The organism is Streptomyces sp. NPDC053367 (assembly GCF_044545925.1).
Classification (GTDB): Bacteria; Actinomycetota; Actinomycetes; order Streptomycetales; family Streptomycetaceae; genus Streptomyces.
Genome location: NZ_JBITYN010000014.1, coordinates 163,241 through 180,428 on the forward strand (window position 1 = coordinate 163,241; position 17,188 = coordinate 180,428).

A 17,188-nucleotide genomic window follows, 5' to 3' on the forward strand; every position below is an offset into this window, starting at 1 on the left:
TTCACGGGCGGGCCCGGGGCTGCTCGGCCTGCTCGACCAAGCGGGCCAGTTCGACTCGGGAGCGCACGCCGAGGGCCGCGAAGACGTTGCGCAGGTGGTAGTCGACGGTGCGGGTGCTGACCGAGAGGATGCGGGCGACCTCGCGGTTGGTGGCGCCGTCGGCGACGTACCGGGCGATCCGGCACTGCTGGGGCGTGAGCCCGGCCAGCCCGTCGGCGCGCGCGGGGCCCGGCGCCGTGCCGTGCGCCCGCAGCTCGCCGCGCGCCTGCTCGGCCCACACCAGGGCGCCGCTGCTCTCGAAGCCGACCAGGGCCGCGCCGAGCCGGTCCCGGGCCTCGCGCAGCCGGCGCCGGCGCCGCAGCCACTTGCCGTACAGCAGTTCCGTACGGGCCCGCTCGAAGTCGCCGACGGTCTGCTCGTGCGCCTCCAGTGCCCGTGCGTACAGTGCGTCGGCGTGCTCCGGCGGGGCCAGCAGGGCGCGGCAGCGCAGCAGCTGGGCGGGGGCCTGCGGGTCGGCGCCGAAGGCGGCCCAGGCGGCGAGGTCCTCGACCGCGCACCGGGCGTCCGCGGGGCGTCCGGCGAGGACGGCCGCCTCCACGAAACAGGGCACGGCGAGCATCCACACCGCGAAGTGGCCGCGCCGGGGGCCGGGCCGCACCAGGGGGCCGAGCCGGTCGGCGGCCTCCAGCGGACGGCCCCGCCCGAGGTCCGCGCGGGCCAGCGCCCACTGGGCCAGGGTGGCGGTCTGCGCCAGCCCGTGCCGCCGGGCCGTGGCCAGCGCCGCCTCCGCGTGCCCGGCGACCGCCGCGGGCTCGCCCTCGATCGACGCGGCCAGCGCCAGCACGGCGTGGTGACCGGCCGCCGTGTTGCGCTGCCCGGCCCGCTCGGCCTCCCGCAACCCCTCCTCCGCGTAGGTGCGCGCCTGTGCGTGCCGTCCGCTGCGCAGCTCGGCGTACGCCAGATACTCCAGGGCCCGCGGTACGACGCCCATGTCCCCGTCGGCCCGGCCATGAGCCACGGCCCGTGCCGCCACCCGCGAGGCCACGGGCATGTCCCCCACGACGAGCGCGGCGACCGCTCCCCGCAGCAGGGTCTCGGCGTCGGGGCCGCCCTCCGGTGACGGGTCCGGGTGAGTGCGCCGACCTGGGCGGCGGCCGCCGTCCCCGTGCCGGAACCCGTCCGCACCGGGAGCGGCCTCCCCCGACGGCGGGCCCGTCACGCGGCGGAGGACGCCCTCCCCGGCACCGGCGGCCCACCCGGGGGCGTCCCCGCGCACCTCGTCCGGCAGGCCCCGCCCGCCTGCCCGGCCGCGACCGCCGTCTCCCGCCGCCGCGGCAGCCCGCCCGTGCGGCCGCAGGCCGCCGCTCGCCACCCCCGCGGCGACTGCGCGGAGCACCTCCGCGCCTTCCCCGCGCCGCCCCTCCAGCACGGCGCGCAGACCTCGGCGGTAGGCGTTCGGGCCGGACTGGGCCGCGGAGAGGGACTCCAGACAGGCCGGCAGGTCGCCCGCGGCCCAGGCGGCGTCCGCGGCACAGGTCGTCGCGGTGGCGGCGAGGGCGGGCGCGTCGGCGGCGAGCAGGGCGGCGGCCGTGAGGAGGGACGCCCGGGCGGTGGCGGTGGGGCCGTCGAGCAGCTGGGCACTGCCCCGCAGCAGTTCGGCCCGGCCGCGCACGGCGGCGGGGACGGGGGCCTGCGCGACGGTGCCCAGCAGGGACAGCGCGCGGCGCGGCAGTCCGGCGCGCAGCGCCTGCTCGGCGGCGGCGGTACGGCACTGCGCCCGAGCCGACTCGTCGGCCGCCAGCTCGGCGGCACCGGCGTGAGCCAGGGAACGCAGCCGGTGCGGGGCCGGGGAGCGGGGGTCGGCCGCGGCCGCAGTCAGCTCCGCCGCCAGCGCGGGGGCGGGGCCGGCCGTGGCCCGGGCCCGGTGCAGCAGGGCCCGCAGCCGGTGGCCGTCGCGGTCCAGCACCCGGGCGAGCGCCCGGTGCGCCGCCCGGCGCCGGGCGGGGGCCGCCTGGGCGTACACGGCTCTGCGCAGGACCGGCCCGGCGAAGCAGAGCTGTCCGTCGGCGAGCCGCAGTGGGCCGGCCGCCGCGGCGGGCAGTTCCCCGACCGGCTCCGGCCGGGCGGCGAGGGGCGCCTCGTCGTCCCCGAGGCACGCCAGCGCGGCCCCCACCAGTGCCGCGTCCGCGCCCGCGGCCTCGGCGTCGCGCAGTGCCGCCGCCGTCACCAGCAGCAGATCGGCCGCCTCCGGCGGGAGCCCGTCCAGGAAGGTGCCCGCCACAGCCGTGAGGGCGTCGGTGAGGGAGTGCGCGAGGGGCTGCCGGCCGTCCGGTCCGGCCGGTGAGAGGCGGGCGGCCAGGGCGAGCAGCAGCGCCGGGTTCCCGTCGGCCGCGTCCAGCAGCTCGTCCCGTGAGGCGGGGTCGACGGCCGAGCCGGTCACGTCGTCCAGCAGGGCGCCCGCGTCCGGCGCCGGCAGGGGGCCGAGGTGCAGGGCGGGCAGCCCGGCGAGGCCGTCGGGGGCGTGTCCGGCGGCCGACACCAGCAGCACGACCGGGCCGGCCTCGGGCAGCCGCCGTGCGGCATGGCCCAGCGCCGTGCGGGAGGGGGCGTCCCACAGGTGGACGTCGTCCAGGCACAGCAGCAGGGGACGGCCGCCGGCCGCCGCCCGCAGCGCCGGGAGCAGGGACCCGGCCTGCGCTTCGGGCTCCCCCGGCCCGTGCGGTACGCCCCCGAGCGCCCCGGCCCACGCGCGCAGTCCGTCGTACGGCCCTAGTGCCCGCCGCGGGCCCGCCCGCAGGTGGAGCACCGGGCCGGCGGTGAAGGCGCGGGCCGCGTGGTCGAGGAGGGTCGTGCGGCCGATGCCCGGCTCCCCGGTCACGAGGAGCGCTCCTCCGCGCTGGGCCGACGCGGCCACGGCACGCAGGTGCGGCCCGCGTCCGTGGATGCGCGGGGCCGTCGTCGTCACGGTCGTCCGTCCGGTCACTCCCGCGAGGTTACGTTCCGGTAACCGGGTCCGGAAGGCGTACGTCCGCGCCGGCCGGCCCCGCCCACGCGCCCCACCTGCCGTTTCGGGCGGGCACGCGTCCAGGCTCTGTGCCGGCGCCCAGCGCGGGTGCCCCGCGGCCGTGCACCGGCACAGACGCCGGAGCCGTCAGGAGCCGTGCGGGCAGTTGCCGCGGTACTCCTCGATCGTCAGGCTCGGCCTGGGCAGCGGGCACAGGAACTGCTCGTAGCGGGTGTCGTTGTCGATGAACCGCTTGAGCCACGAGATGCTGTACTTCGCGATCGTCGTGTTCGACGTGTTCGGCGAGAAGTGCGTGGCGTTGTTGAGCTCCAGGTAGGCCCGGTCCGTGCTGGAGGGCAGGCTGCCGTAGAAGGGCTCGGCGTGGGAGGCCACGGGCGCGATCGTGTCGCCGTCGGCGCCGAAGATCAGGGTCGGGGTGGACACCTCGGGCCAGGTCTTGTCGAGGTTCCACGGGGTCAGCGGGATCGCCGCCTGCAGCGACGGCCGGTCCTTGGCCGCCTCCAGGCTGCCGCCGCCGCCCATCGAGTGGCCCATCACGCCGAGCCGGGTGGTGTCGATGCGGGAGCGCACGGAGCTGCGCTCGGTGAGGTAGTCCAGCGCGGCCAGCAGCTGGCGACCGCGCGAGTCGGGCTGGTCGAGGGTGGTGAGGGTGTCGATGGTGAACACCACGAAGCCCTGGGAGGCCAGCCGGGGACCCAGCCAGGCGATCGAGGACTGGGTGCCCGTGTAGCCGGGCGAGATCGCGATCGCGCCGAACGTGCCGTCGGCGGTGCTGGTCGGGTAGTAGATGGTGCCGCCGCCGAAGTTCGACGCCAGGAGCGAGGACACCGTCGTCTCGGAGACCGCGTAGGGGCCGCGCAGTGCCTCGATGCTCGCGGTGGTCGGGGCGGGGCCGCGCTCGTAGGGGTTGTCGGCGGCGTGGGCGCCGGGTCCGGACAGGGTGCCGAGCCCGATGACGGCCGCGAGGGCGGCGACCGTACCGGCCAGGCGGCGGGTCCTGCGGGGGGTGTGGGGATGCTGCATGACGAGTCGTCCTCTCTGTCGTGGATCGCGGGGAGGTTTTCTGCCGGCCGCCGACGCCAGTGGGCATGTACGCGTCGGCGGACGTGTGTCACTGTCCGCGCCCCCGCGTCCGCCGCCACCGGTGAAATCACCGGTCGTGCGTCGTTGCGCCCCCAGGACGCCCACGTCCGGGGGCTGGGCCTGCGGCCGGGGCGTGTGGCACGCTCACCTGCGAACCGGCGGCCAGGCCGCCGGTCCCCGCTCGGCACCGTGGAGAGGCGGCGGTATGCGCATCGGACTGCTCGGCACCGGCCCCTGGGCGCAGATGGCCCACGCGCCCGCCCTGGAGGCACACCCCCAGCTGGAGTTCACGGGCGTGTGGGGGCGCCGCCCGGACGCCGCCAAGGAGCTGGCCGGCCGGCACGGGACGCGCGCGTACGACGACGCCGACGCGCTCCTCGACGACGTGGACGCCGTCGCGGTGGCCCTGCCGCCGGGTGTGCAGGCCGACCTCGCCGTGCGCGCGGCCCGGGCGGGACGCCATCTGCTGCTCGACAAGCCGCTGGCCGCCACGGTCGCGCAGGCGCGGGCCGTGGCCGAGGCGGCGCGGGAGGCGCAGGTGGCGTCGGTCGTGTTCTTCACGACCCGGTTCCAGACCGCGGCCGCCACCTGGATCACGGAACAGGCCGCCGAGGAGGGCTGGTTCACCGCGCGGGCGCAGTGGCTCGGGTCGGTGTTCAGCGGCGGCGACAGCCCGTTCGCCCACTCCCCCTGGCGGCGGGAGAAGGGAGCGCTGTGGGACGTGGGCCCGCACGCCCTGTCGGTGCTGCTGCCGGTGCTCGGCGACGCGGTGCGGGTTGCGGCCGCGGCGCACGGCCCCGGGGACACGGCCCATCTGGTCGTCGAGCACGAGGGCGGCGCGTTCAGCTCGCTCACCCTCAGCCTCACCGCCCCGCCCGCGGCGGCCGGCGCCGAAGTGGAGCTGCGCGGCGCGGCCGGGGTCGCCCGGCTGCCGAGCGGCGGCGACGGACCGGTGCCCGCGCTGTGCCGTGCCGCCGACGCCCTGCTGGCCGCCGCCCGTACGGGCCGCCCGCATCCGTGCGACGCCGCGTTCGGGCTGCGGGTCACGGAGATCCTCGCCGAGGCGGAGGTGCTGCTCAACGCCGAGCAGGGCTGAGCGAAATCCGCTTGGAGCGTTCGGCGCGCGCTTCTACCGTGGCGCGGTGGCAACTCAAGTGATCTTTCTCAACGGCGGTTCCAGCTCCGGCAAGACCGGCATCGTGCGCTGTCTGCAGGCCGTGCTGCCGGATCCCTGGCTCGCGCTGAGCGTCGACACCTTCGTCGACGCCCTGCCCGCCGCGCTGCGGGACTCCGACGCCGGGCTCGACATCGCCGCCGACGGCACGGTCTCCGTGGGCGCCGCGTTCATGGCGCTGGAGGCGGCCTGGCTGGAGGGCGTGGCCGCGATGGTCCGGGCCGGGGCCCGGGTGATCCTCGACGACGTGTTCCTCGGCGGTGCCGACTCCCAGCGCCGCTGGCAGAAGGCGCTGAGGGACCTGGAGGTGCTGTGGGTCGGCGTGCGCTGCGCCCCCGAGGTGGCGGCGGGCCGCGAGCTGGCGCGCGGCGACCGTGTCGTCGGCATGGCCGGACAGCAGGCCGAGCTGGTCCATCGCGGGGTGACGTACGACCTGGAGATCGACACCGCGCACACCGAGTCCGTGGAGTGCGCGCGGACGATCGCGGCCCGGGTGCGCTGAACGTCCGGGTCCGTGGAACCCGGTGCCGGGCGGGGGCCCGCTCCGGATGCATTCCGGGCCGAGGCGTTGAATGGTGTTAGTGGACCCGATGACTCTGCGGGGCCGCAGCACACTCCCTGACCGGAGGAGCACCGATCATGTCTACTTCACAGCCCGAAGCTTCCCAGCCCGAGGCGTCCTGGAGTCCGGACCGCGCCACTCCGGACAACCTCCTCCACACCCGTACCGGCGCCGATGTGTCGGCGGAAGACATCGTCCTCGCCTCGGGCAAGGACCTCACTCCGGGAAACCTGGAGTGGGCGAAGCGGAAGCTGGCGCAGGAGGGTCCCGCAGCCCTCGACAAGCTGCTGCCCTGAGGCAGCGCTGACGCAGTGCGCGAGCCTGTGACCGCCCTCGACGGCGGCGGTCACAGGCTCGCGAGGAGATCGTCGAGCGGGGCCGGCACCTCCCCCGGGCCGAGGGCCTCCACCAGCAGGCGGCCGTAGCGGATCTTGCGGCCCTTCTTCGTGCCGAGGAAGCGCCGCAGCTGCAGATGCCGGGGCCTGCCGTGCTGCGCGGGCTGGTGCAGGAAGGTCTGCCAGGCGCGCAGATCGCCCTCCTCCCGGACGATCTCCTCGACCTTCGCCGTGCCCAGTGCGCGGATGAGCTCGTCCTCGAGGTCGCGCACGCACACGAAGAAGCCCTCGTGCGGCGCGCCGACGCGCGTCAGGGCGCGGTCGTAGTAGGGCTGCTCGCGCTCGTCGCACAGGCCCGTCAGGCGCAGTCCGAGTCCGGGCGGCCCGAGCAGCTGGGTGTAGCGGCCGACGTTCATCGCCCCGCCCATCGACACGGCGCACACACCCTCGTCGGCGAGGTCCCGGCCGTGTGCCGCCGCCAGCGCCTCGACGGCCGCGAGATCGCTCAGCCCCTCCAGCAGTACCGCCGTCCGCACGCCCAGCTGCCCGGCCAGTTCCCCCGCGGCCTCGCCGGAACCGCCGCTCGCCCAGTCGGTGACCGCGTCCCGGAACGCCTGTATGTCCGCCATGCAGCGAGTCTGCATCGCCGGCCGGCCGCACCGCACGCGATATTCGCCGTGCTGCGACGGCCGTCGGGAACGATTCGCCGTGCTGCGACGGCCCTCGGGAACGCGCCCGGGAAATCGACCCGCGAAACGCTCCGGAAAGCGGCCCGGAAACAGCGGAGGCGAGGAGAACCGACTCCTCGCCACTCTCAACGTATAGCGCACAGGGGGGCTTGCGGCAAGGCCCCGGTCACGGCCCAGGATGAGCGCTCACCTTCGCCACCTGCGAAAACGGGGAGAGTCATCGAGTGCGTGTGCTGTTGTCGACCTTCGGGTCACGTGGAGACGTCGAACCGCTGGCCGCACTCGCGGCGCGGCTGCGGGAGTTGGGGGCGGACGTACGGGTGTGCGCCCCGCCGGACGGGGAGTTCGCGGACCTGCTGGCCCAGGTCGGGGTGGAGCACGTGCCGTTGGGTCCGTCGGTACGGGCCCTGGTGACCCGTCCGCAGCCGACCCCGGCGGACCCCTTCCGGCTCGCGCCGGAGCTGGTCGCCGGGCGGTTCACCACGCTCGCCGCGGCGGCCGAGGGCTGTGACGTGGTGATGGCGAGCGGACTGATGCCGGCCGGCACCCGGTCGGTCGCCGAGAAGCTCGGCATCCGCTATGTGTACGCCACCTTCCAGCCCGTCGAACTGCCCTCGCCGCACCACGCCCCGCCGCAGCGTCCCGGCCGGCCGTTCCCGCCGGAGGTCACCGACAACGAGGCGCTGTGGGACCTGGACGCCGAGAAGGTGAACGCGCTGTACGGCGAGGCGCACAACGCGCACCGGGCGGCCCTCGGACTGCCGCCGGTGGCCGACACCCGCGACCACGTCTTCACCGACCGGCCATGGCTGGCGGCGGACCCGCTCCTGTGCCCGTGGGAGAGCCGCGGCCCGCTGGACGTCGTACAGACCGGCGCGTGGATCCTGCCGGACGAACGCCCGCTCCCGGCGGACCTGGAGAGGTTCCTGGACGCGGGCGAACCGCCCGTGTACGTGGGCTTCGGCAGCATGCCCCTGCGGGGCGCGACCGGGGCGGCGGAGGTGGCCGTCGAGGCGGTCCGCGCGCACGGCCGGCGCGTCCTGCTCGGGCGCGGCTGGGCCGGCCTGGGCCCGGTCGACGGCCGGGACGACTGCTTCGCCGTCGCCGAGGTCAGCCATCAGGCGCTGTTCGGCCGGGTGGCCGCCGTCGTGCACCACGGCGGAGCGGGCACCACGACGACGGCCGCCCGGGCCGGGGCGCCCCAGGTGGTGGTGCCGCAGATCGTGGACCAGCCGTACTGGGCGGGCCGGGTCGCCGACCTCGGGATCGGCGCGGCCCACGACGGCCCGGTCCCGACCGTCGACTCCCTGTCGGCCGCCCTGACCACGGCCCTCGCCCCCGACACCCGAGACCGGGCCCGGGCCGTGGCCGCGGCCGTCCGCACCGACGGGACGACGGTGGCCGCGCGGATGCTGCTCGACGCGGCCGGCCAGGGCCTTGCGTGCCAGACCCCGGGACGCCGACATGGTCCGAACGGCAGGTCCTAGGCGTCCCGTTCGGGCCTCTCCTGGGCCAGGCGCTCGTCGAGGCTCTCGCCCTCGCGCTGCTCGGCGGCCGTGGTGCCGTGCTTGGTGACACCGAGGGGCCGCTCGGGCGGGGAGTAGCCCCGGTCCAGGGTCTCGTCGTAGGTGGGTTCGTCCAGGGTGTCCTCGGGGTCCAGCGGGGCCGCGTCCTCCTGTTCCTCGTTGTCACCGGTGGGCTGATAGGCGTCGTCGGCCATCGGCTGGGGCTCACCCTGTTCACTCGCCATGGCTGCTGCCTCCCTCACGACTGGGCTGGGGACGCCGGGCCGTTCCCGGCGTCCCTCTCCGCGTTTCCCGTGACAGGGTCCGTAACCTCGGACGGCCTCGTACGTCTCCTGCGTCACAGGTCGGAGGGGCGGGTCACAGGCCGTGGCGGCCGCGGTGCGGATCTTCGGCCCGCTCCGTCACGGGGCGGCATGAGGTCCGTCCGGGCGGGTGTGGCGTCGGGCGGCCCTCTCGCGGGTGAGGTCCCCGGTCTCCTGCCGGGCCGGGGATCACAGCGCCCGGCGCCGTACCAGCCACCCCAGCACCAGCAGGCCCGGGATCAGCGGCAGCCAGACCGTCAGGATGCGGTAGCCGAGGACGGCGGTGGCGGCCGCGCCGGCCGGGGTCCCGGCCGCGGTGAGGGCGAGGGCGAGCACGGCGTCCAGCGAGCCGAGCCCGCCGGGTGTGGGCAGCAGGGCCGCCGCGCTGCTCGCGGCGAGGTACAGCAGGGCGACCCGGGCCGGGGGCAGCGGCAGGGCGATGGCCTGGGTGACCGCGATCAGCACGACCGCGTGCAGCAGCGCGAAGGCCAGCGAGCCGCCCCAGAGGGCAGCGGCCCGGGCGGGCCGGGCGTGCACCCGGCGGATGTCGGCGCGGACCGCCGCGAAGGCCCCGCGGCAGCGCGGGCCGAGGGGGCTGCGCAGCAGCAGCGCGACGACGACGGCCACGGCCAGCAAGGCGGCCGGTCCCGCCGGCGGGATGCGCGGCACCTGGAGCACGCCCGGACAGGTGAGGGCCAGCGCGGCGATCAGAACGCCCCGCACCAGCGCGCTCGCGGCGGCCTTCACCGCGAGTGCGGTCGCCGCGCGGGCGGCCGGGATGCCGCAGCGCATCAGGAAGCGCACGTTGACGGCGCCGGCCCCGACGCCCGCGGGCAGCACATGGTTGGCGGCCGACGCGGCGAACTGCACGGCCACCAGCCGCCGGCCGGGCAGCGGCTCGGCCACCGCGCCCTGCTGGGCGAGCGCCGAGCACCCCCAGGTGAGCAGCGTCGCCGCGGCGCCCGACAGCAGCCAGCCCCGGTCGGCGACGGCCAGCCGCGCCATGCCGCTCTCCAGCACCGGCCAGTGCCGGTGGGCGAGGAAGCCGGCGGCGAGGACGACGGCGAGGGACCCGGCGGTGTGCCAGTAGGCGCGTCTGCGGACAGGGGCCGCGGTGCTGGTGTCGACGGTGGTGATGTCGACCGTGGTGGTGGACTCCTGTGTGCTCATCCAGTTCCGCCCTCCCGAACCACTCGGACACCCACGGCGTACGACCGTCCTGTCCTCCGGCTGCCCCCGCACCGGCGGAGTACCGCCGGCGCACGGCTGCCCTGTCATACGGCTTTCCCGCTCATCCGTCTCCGCTCCCCCGTGCCGCCGGGGCGACGTAGAGGTCGAAGCCGCCGAAGCGGTGGCGGGGCCAGGAGCGGGCGTAGCCGGGCGGGGTGCTGCCGGTGCGGGCGACGGTGGCGACGGGACGGCGGCGGGTCTCCGCCAGGACGGCCGCCTTGGTGGTGTTGGCGTTGTGGCCGATGGTGTTGCCCGAGGCGCAGCCGGTGTAGTAGCCGAGCGGGATGGACTCGAATCCGGTGACCAGGCAGGGCGGTTGCACGCCGAGCCGGTGCAGTTCGTCGCCGGTGCGCGCCCAGTTGTCGCGGGCGTCGACGGTCCGCCCGACCACGCTGTGGAGCACGGCCCCCTGCACGGCCAGGTGCCCGGCGAGTCCGACGGCGACCAGCGCCGCGGCGGCCGGCCGCCAGTTGCCGCCCGGCCGGCGCACCAGGTGCCACAGCGCGTCGGCGACGGGGAGGGCGAGGAGGGCGTAGAACGGCAGCAGGAAGCGGGGCGCCGCGTAGCCGATCAGGAACAGGTACGGGATGCCCGCGGTGAGGCCGCAGGCCAGCGGGACGAGGGTGCGTTCGGTGCGGCGGGCACGGACGGCGAGCCACAGGCCGAGCGCGGCCAGCACGGGCAGCGCGAACCACCACAGGACGATCAGCGGGTTGGGCAGGTCGCCGGTGCAGGGCCGGCACAGGGCGCGCCCGGTGAGGCTGCGCAACTGGTCGCCCACGGCGACGTTCCAGCCGAGGCCGCCCTGGATGCGGGATGCCTCGTCGAGACGCTCGGTGAGGCCGCCGTAGCTGACGTACGCCTCGATCACCCACTCGGCGGCGCCGGCCGCGAGGCCCACCAGCAGCGCGGCGAGCAGCCGCCGGTGACGCACGGCCAGGAGGAGGACGAGCAGCGGCAGGGTCACCCACACGGCGTCCGTCGGCCGCATCAGCGCCATCAGCGCGGCGCTGCCCGCGACTCCCCACAGCGCGGGTCCGCCCGGCCGGCCCGCGCGGACCCGCAGCACGCAGCCGGCGCAGATCAGGGCGCCGATCGCGACCCAGTAGTTGGGCATGGCCTGCGGGCCGTAGAAGAGGGTCACCCACAGGGTGGCGAAGAGGGCACCCGCTGTGGCCAGGACGCGTTCGGGGAACAGCCCCCGCCACACGCGCAGGGCCAGGTACAGGCCGAGCGCGGCGAGGACGGCGAAGTAGATCCGCAGCAGTTCGGTGGAGGACGTCCAGGAGGCGATCGGCGCCGCCAGCAGGGGCACGCCGCGGGCGCGGGGTGCGCTGAAGAAGGCCGCGGGGGCGTGGTCGCCGACCTGGCTGACGTAGACGATCTCGTCCCAGCCGAGTCCCATCCGGGGTGGTACGAACAGCAGTTGGACCAGCACGAAGGCGGCGGCGACCAGTGCGGTCGCGCCCGGTCTCGCCAGGCGTACGGTTTCGGTGCGGGTGGTGCGGGTGGCGGTCGCGGTGTCGGCCATCGGTCGGCCCCTCCCCGATGGTGCGCACGGCTCATCGCTGTTCGGACGGATGTGGGAAAACAAGCAAAAAGTAACCCACTGTGCAGGCCGCTGCAGATCGCCGTACGGCCAACTGCCCGATGGAATCCAGCCATGCGAAGGCCCCGCGTACCCGGTGGGGCGGGTTCGCGGGGCCTGGTGGGGGGGCCGCGGGGTCCGGTCGGGGGATGCGGCCGCGGCCGCTCAGCGGACGTTGGGGCGGCGGTGCCGGGGCTGCTCCGGGGCCGGGCGTACGGCCGGGACGGGGACCGTGCGGACCGCGGGCCCGTCGCTGCCGACGGTGAGGACCTCGCCGTGGTGGCGGATGCGCAGCGGCTGCCCGGACAGCAGGGTGTAGCTCGCCTTCTCCTGGGTGATCTCCACGCGCAGCCGGCGGCCGAGGAGCTGGAGGCTGAAGGCGAGGCGGCTGAACCGCTCGGGCAGACGGGGTGCGAACCGCAGCCCGTCGGCGTCCCGGCGCAGGCCGCCGAACCCGGCGACGAGCGCCATCCAGGTGCCGGCGAGGGAGGCGATGTGCAGTCCGTCGCGGGTGTTGTGCTCCAGGTCCTGCAGGTCCATCAGCGCCGCTTCGGTGGTGTAGTCGTAGGCGAGCTGCAGATGGCCCGCCTGGGCGGCGATGACGGCCTGGCAGCAGGCCGACAGGGAGGAGTCGCGGACGGTCAGCGGCTCGTAGTAGGCGAAGTTGCGGGCGATGTGCTCCTCGTCGAAGTGGTCGGGGCAGGTGTACATCGCGAGGACCAGGTCGGCCTGCTTGACGACCTGCTTGCGGTAGAGGTCGAAGTACGGGAAGTTCAGCAGCAGCGGGTACTGCTCGGGGCCGGTGTTGTCGAAGTCCCAGCGCTGGTAGCGGGTGAAGCCCGCGTGCTGCTCGTGGACGCCGAGCTCGCGGTTGTACGGGATGTGCACGGCCGCGGCGGCCTCCCGCCAGGAGGCGCTCTCCTCGTCGTCCACGCCGAGCAGCGCGGCCTGCTTGGGGTGGCGGGCGACGACCTCGGCGGCGGCGAGCAGGTTCGCGCGGGCCATGAGGTTGGTGTACGTGTTGTCGTCGGCGACGGCGCTGTACTCGTCGGGGCCGGTGACGCCGTCGATGTGGAACACGCCGTGCGGGTCGTGGTGCCCGAGCGAGCGCCACAGCCGGGCCGTCTCCACCAGCAGCTCGACGCCGGTCTCGCGCTCGAAGTCGGTGTCGCCGGTGGCGTCGACGTAGCGGACCACCGCGTCGGCGATGTCGGCGTTGACGTGGAAGGCGGCCGTGCCGGCGGGCCAGTACGCCGAGCCCTCCGAGCCGGCGATGGTCCGCCAGGGGAAGGCGGCGCCGCGCAGGCCGAGCTGGGCGGCGCGCTCGCGGGCGGCGGGCAGGGTGTTCTGCCGCCAGCGCAGGGCCTCGGCGACCGCGTCGGGCGAGGTGTAGGTGAGCAGCGGCAGCACGAACGTCTCGGTGTCCCAGAAGGCGTGCCCGTCGTAGCCGGAGCCGGTCAGGCCCTTGGCGGGGATGGCGCGCTGCTCGGCGCGGGCGCCGGCCTGCAGGACGTGGAAGAGGGCGAAGCGGACGGCCTGCTGGATCTCCTCGTCACCGTCGACCTCGACGTCGGCGCGGGCCCAGAAGTCGTCCAGGAAGTCCCGCTGGTCCTGCAGCAGGCCCTCCCAGCCGCTGTGCCGGGCGGCGGCGAGCGCGGCGTCGACCTGGTCGCTCATCGCCGGGCGGGAGCGGGTGCCGGACCAGCCGTGGGCGACGAACTTCTCCACGCGCAGGGTCTGTCCGGGCTCCAGCACGGAGGTGACGGTCAGCCGGGCCACGTCCTCGTTGCTCTCGCGGTCGGTGGTGGTGCCCTCGGGACCGGTGACGACATGGTCGGCGGCGACGGCGACCCGCAGGCCGCTGTTGCGGGTGCGGTGCACCAGCCGCAGCCGGGAGCCGGAGGCGAAGTCCTCCTCGGGCTCCAGCGGCGACTTCAGGGTGACGGCGGTGCGCGGGTCGCCGTTGGAGCCGGGCAGGGACTCGTTGGCGACCAGCTCGGACTGGATGACCACCCGGGCGGTGGCTCCGACCGGCTCCACCTCGTAGGAGACGGCGGCGACGGCCCGCTGGGTGAGGGAGACCAGGCGGGTGGAGCGCACCCGGACGGTGGAGCCGGCCGGGGAGGTCCACTCGCACACCCGCGTGAGGGTGCCGCGGCGCAGGTCCAGCGTGCGCTCGTGGGAGACGAGCCGGCCGTAGCGCAGGTCGAAGGGCTCGTCGTCGACGAGGAGCCGCAGCACCTTGCCGTTGGTGACGTTGATGACGGTCTGCCCGGACTCGGGGTAGCCGTAGCCCGCCTCCGCGTACGGCAGCGGGTGCACCTCGTGGACGCCGTTGAGGTAGGAGCCGGGCAGGCCGTGCGGCTCTCCCTCGTCGAGGTTGCCGCGCCAGCCGACGTGGCCGTTGGACAGCGCGAACACGGACTCGCTCTGTGCGAGGACGTCGAGGCTGAGGGACGTCTCGCGGACGGTCCACGGCTCGACGGCGTACGAGCGTTGGGTGATCACGCCTTGCCTCCCAGTTCGGCCAGGTCCCGCACGACGACGTCCGCGCCGTGCTTGTAGAGGGCGTCGGTCTGCCCGACGCGGTCGATGCCGACGACATAGCCGAAGCCGCCGGAGCGGCCGGCGTCCATGCCGGCCAGCGCGTCCTCGAAGACGGCCGCCTGCTTCGCCTCCAGGCCGAGGTCGCGGGCGGCGGCGAGGAAGGTGTCCGGGTTCGGCTTGCCGGGCAGTCCGCGTTCGGCGGCCACGACCCCGTCCACCCGGACGTCGAACAGGTGCTCGGCGCCGATGGCGCGCAGCACGTCACGGCAGTTGGCGCTGGAGGACACGATCGCGGTGCGCATCCCCGTGGCGCGGGCGGCCTCGATGTAGCGCAGGGTGCCGTCGTAGGCCTCGACGCCTCCGGTGCGGATCTTCTCCAGGAGCAGTACGTTCTTGCGGTTGCCGAGGCCGTGGACGGTGACCGCGTCCGGTGGGTCGTCGGGTGTGCCCTCGGGCAGTTCGATGCCCCGGGCGGCGAGGAAGGTGCGCACGCCGTCGGCGCGGGGGCGTCCGTCCACGTACTCGTCGTACTCCTCGACGGCGTCGAACGGCCGGAAGGCGGGGCCCTCGCGTTCGCGCAGGAACGCGTCGAACATCTCCTTCCAGGCGGCCGCGTGCACGGCGGCCGTCTTGGTGACGACACCGTCGAGGTCGAACAGGCAGGCCTGGATGCCTTCGGGCAGACCGAGATCCGTCATGCCAGTCATCGTTCCCCGGAACGGCCGGGACAAGTGGACGACATACGTCACAGCGGATGTACTTCCGGACGTCGGCGAACCGGCTGAGACACTCGTGCGTGTGGCTGTGACCTTCGACGACCTGCTCGCCCGTGCCCGCGCCCTCGGCGGCGGGCGCCGCGCCCTGCTGGGCATCGCGGGCGCGCCCGGAACGGGCAAGACGACCCTGGCCGAGCGTCTGGTGCGGGCGCTGAACGCGGACGGTGAACCGTGGGTGGCGCACGTCCCGATGGACGGCTTCCACCTGGCCGACGCGGAACTGGACCGGCTGGGCCGCCGCGACCGCAAGGGCGCCCCGGACACCTTCGACGCGGCCGGGTACGCCGCGCTGCTGCACCGGCTGCGGGCGGAGGCGGACGGCCCGGACATCGTGTACGCGCCCGGTTTCGAGCGGGTGCTGGAGCAGCCGCTGGCGGGCGCGGTGCCCGTGCCGCCCTCGGCGCGGCTGGTGGTGACGGAGGGCAACTACCTGCTGCTGGAGACGGGTGCCTGGGCGCGGGTGCGGGCCGAGCTGGACGAGGTGTGGTTCTGCGAGCTGCCGGAGAGCGAGCGGACCGGCCGGCTGGTGGCCCGGCACGAGGAGTTCGGCAAGGCCCATGAGGAGGCGGTGGCCTGGGTGCTGGGCACCGACCGGCGCAACGCGGACCTCGTGGCCGGGACCCGGCACCGCGCGGACCTGGTGGTGCCGGTGACGGCGATGCCCGCGCCGTAGCTGAACGGACCGCCGTCGCGGGCCGTACACGCATGCGGCGGTTGCGGTCCGCGTACGGCGACCGGTGCGAAGGTGGGGGCATGGCACGGCGGACGGTTCTCGGGCGGTGGGCGGTGGGGGTCGCCGTGGTGCTGCTGCTGGCGCAGATGGCGGTGGCGACGGTGACCACGGCTCTGCGGCAGACCCCGACCATCGACGAACCGGTGTACGTGGGCACGGCCGTGGCCCAGTGGCGTGAGCACTCCCTGCGCTGGAACCCCGAACACCCGCCGCTGGGCAAGCTGCTGATCGGCGCCGGTGCCGCGTTCGCCGCGCCCCGCCTGGAGCCGCCGCTGCCCGCCGACCAGGGGCTGCTGGGGCGCCGGTTGCTGTACGAGTCGGGCAACGACCCCTGGCGCGTGATGCTGTACGCCCGGCTGCCGGTGATCGCGCTGACGCTGCTGTGCGGTCTGGTGGTGTTCGCCTTCGCCCGTGAACTCATCGGCCTCGCGGGCGGGTTGACGGCGCTCGCGCTGTACTCCTTCTCCCCCGACGTCATCGCGCACGGCTCGCTGGCCACGCTGGACGTGCCGGCGGCCGCCTTCCTGCTGACCTCCGTCTGGCTGGTCTGGCGGGCCCGCCGCGGGCCGTGGCTGTATCTGCCGCTCGCGGGCGCGGCGCTCGGGGCGGCGGTGGCCACACGGATGAACACGCTGGCGGCGGTGCCGGTGCTGCTCGCCCTGGCCGTGGTGTCCGTACGGAGGACCCGGCCGGGGTCGCACGCAAGAGCGGCCGCCGGGGCGGGAGTTGTGGCGCTGGTGGCGCTGGCCGTCGTATGGGCGGCGTATCTGGTGGTGGACCCGCGGCTGCGGTGGGCGCCGGAGCAGGTGCCCGATGTGCGGGGGTTGCGCGGGGCGCTGGTGGGGCTGCTGCCGCTGCCGGAGCCGTTCCGGGACGGGATGCGGATGCAGTTCGCGCTGGAGAACCGGCCCTGGCAGGGCTTTCTGTTCGGGCACCTCTACACCGGCTCGAAGTGGTACTACCTGCCGGCCGCGCTGCTGGTGAAGACCCCGCTGGGCATGCTCGCGCTGTGGGCGGCCGGCGCGGTGGCGTGTGTGGCCGTACGGCGGCTGCGCCCGGCCGCGCCGTACGTGCTGCTGCCGGCCGCCGTGCTGCTCGCGGCGGCGATGCAGGGCTCCCGGGACTTCGGGACGCGGTACGCGGTGTTCCTGCCGATGTTCCTGGCGGTCGCCGCGGCCGGGCTGCTCGCGGCGCGGTGGCGGTGGGCGCCCGCCGCGGCGGCGGGACTCGTGCTGTGCGTGGCGGTGAGCTCGGCGCGGGCGTACCCCTTCTATCTGCCCTACTCCAACGAGGCGTTCGGCGGTCCGGAGCGCACCCGGTACCGGTTGCACGACTCCAACGTCGACTGGGGTCAGGACCTGGGGCGGCTCGCGGAGCGGCTGCGGACACGCTGGCCCGGGCAGCGGGTGTGGCTGGTGTACAAGGGCAGCGGGGTGCCGGCCTACTACGGCATCGAGGCGGCGGACCCGCGCCGGGTGCCGGCGAGCCGGGTGCACGGGCTGCTGGTGGTGTCCGACTCGGCCGCGGCCAAGGCGCGGGGCCGGCTGGCGGAACTGCTCGCCGAAAGCAGGCCGGTCGAGGACGTCGGCCACTCCATCACGGTCTACCGCCGCTGAGG

General features: G+C 75.5%; 13 protein-coding genes and 1 pseudogene. 6 read left to right on the forward strand and 8 right to left on the reverse strand.

Annotated features, from left to right (window positions below; translation table 11 throughout):
- Position 1: 1 nt before the first annotated feature.
- The gene (locus ACIGXJ_RS33765) at positions 2 to 2,983 is read right to left on the reverse strand and encodes a LuxR C-terminal-related transcriptional regulator (protein ID WP_399653674.1); all 2,982 of its coding nucleotides are present in this window, start codon (positions 2,981 to 2,983) and stop codon (positions 2 to 4) included.
- 168 nt (positions 2,984 to 3,151) lie between these two features.
- The gene (locus tag ACIGXJ_RS33770) at positions 3,152 to 4,048 is read right to left on the reverse strand and encodes a dienelactone hydrolase family protein (RefSeq protein WP_399653676.1); all 897 of its coding nucleotides are present in this window, start codon (positions 4,046 to 4,048) and stop codon (positions 3,152 to 3,154) included.
- Between the two features lie 265 nt (positions 4,049 to 4,313).
- On the opposite strand from ACIGXJ_RS33770, the gene ACIGXJ_RS33775 reads away from it, so the two are divergent.
- From ACIGXJ_RS33775 to ACIGXJ_RS33785, 3 genes are all read left to right on the forward strand, one after another.
- The gene (locus ACIGXJ_RS33775; protein WP_399653679.1) at positions 4,314 to 5,204 is read left to right on the forward strand and encodes a Gfo/Idh/MocA family protein; all 891 of its coding nucleotides are present in this window, start codon (positions 4,314 to 4,316) and stop codon (positions 5,202 to 5,204) included.
- A 46-nt stretch (positions 5,205 to 5,250) separates the two neighbouring features.
- Positions 5,251 to 5,784: a chloramphenicol phosphotransferase CPT gene (gene cpt, locus ACIGXJ_RS33780; protein WP_399653682.1), complete on the forward strand. Its 534-nt coding sequence runs from the start codon at positions 5,251 to 5,253 to the stop codon at positions 5,782 to 5,784.
- A gap of 137 nt (positions 5,785 to 5,921) precedes the next feature.
- Positions 5,922 to 6,140 carry a hypothetical protein gene (locus ACIGXJ_RS33785; protein ID WP_399653684.1) on the forward strand — a complete coding sequence of 73 codons (219 nt, stop codon included), beginning with the start codon at positions 5,922 to 5,924 and terminating at the stop codon, positions 6,138 to 6,140.
- A 50-nt stretch (positions 6,141 to 6,190) separates the two neighbouring features.
- Here the strand turns inward: ACIGXJ_RS33785 and ACIGXJ_RS33790 are convergent, their stop codons facing one another.
- Positions 6,191 to 6,808 carry a TOPRIM nucleotidyl transferase/hydrolase domain-containing protein gene (locus ACIGXJ_RS33790; protein WP_399653687.1) on the reverse strand — a complete coding sequence of 206 codons (618 nt, stop codon included), beginning with the start codon at positions 6,806 to 6,808 and terminating at the stop codon, positions 6,191 to 6,193.
- Between the two features lie 284 nt (positions 6,809 to 7,092).
- Between ACIGXJ_RS33790 and ACIGXJ_RS33795 the strand changes: the two genes are divergently transcribed.
- A complete protein-coding gene (locus ACIGXJ_RS33795; RefSeq protein ID WP_399653690.1) occupies positions 7,093 to 8,355 on the forward strand; it encodes a glycosyltransferase in 1,263 nt (420 codons plus the stop codon).
- Here ACIGXJ_RS33795 and ACIGXJ_RS33800 read toward each other — a convergent pair.
- From ACIGXJ_RS33800 to ACIGXJ_RS33820, 5 genes and pseudogenes are all read right to left on the reverse strand, one after another.
- Positions 8,355 to 8,618: pseudogene (locus ACIGXJ_RS33800) on the reverse strand (hypothetical protein); the annotation flags it as partial. The gene ACIGXJ_RS33795 and the pseudogene ACIGXJ_RS33800 overlap by 1 nt on opposite strands.
- 267 nt (positions 8,619 to 8,885) lie before the next feature.
- Positions 8,886 to 9,866 carry a YbhN family protein gene (locus tag ACIGXJ_RS33805; protein ID WP_399653692.1) on the reverse strand — a complete coding sequence of 327 codons (981 nt, stop codon included), beginning with the start codon at positions 9,864 to 9,866 and terminating at the stop codon, positions 8,886 to 8,888.
- 121 nt (positions 9,867 to 9,987) lie between these two features.
- Positions 9,988 to 11,457, reverse strand: coding sequence for a hypothetical protein (locus tag ACIGXJ_RS33810; protein WP_399653694.1), 1,470 nt, complete (start codon positions 11,455 to 11,457; stop codon positions 9,988 to 9,990).
- A 222-nt stretch (positions 11,458 to 11,679) separates the two neighbouring features.
- The gene (locus ACIGXJ_RS33815) at positions 11,680 to 14,022 is read right to left on the reverse strand and encodes a glycoside hydrolase family 65 protein (RefSeq protein WP_399653696.1); all 2,343 of its coding nucleotides are present in this window, start codon (positions 14,020 to 14,022) and stop codon (positions 11,680 to 11,682) included.
- A complete protein-coding gene (locus ACIGXJ_RS33820) occupies positions 14,019 to 14,759 on the reverse strand; it encodes an HAD family hydrolase (protein ID WP_399653698.1) in 741 nt (246 codons plus the stop codon). Before ACIGXJ_RS33820 ends, ACIGXJ_RS33815 begins: the two co-directional genes overlap by 4 nt.
- Positions 14,760 to 14,859: 100 nt before the next feature.
- Between ACIGXJ_RS33820 and ACIGXJ_RS33825 the strand changes: the two genes are divergently transcribed.
- Both ACIGXJ_RS33825 and ACIGXJ_RS33830 read left to right on the forward strand, forming a co-directional pair.
- Positions 14,860 to 15,510, forward strand: coding sequence for a nucleoside/nucleotide kinase family protein (locus ACIGXJ_RS33825; RefSeq protein WP_399653700.1), 651 nt, complete (start codon positions 14,860 to 14,862; stop codon positions 15,508 to 15,510).
- Between the two features lie 80 nt (positions 15,511 to 15,590).
- Positions 15,591 to 17,186, forward strand: coding sequence for a glycosyltransferase family 39 protein (locus ACIGXJ_RS33830; RefSeq protein ID WP_399653701.1), 1,596 nt, complete (start codon positions 15,591 to 15,593; stop codon positions 17,184 to 17,186).
- The last annotated feature ends 2 nt before the right edge of the window (positions 17,187 to 17,188 follow it).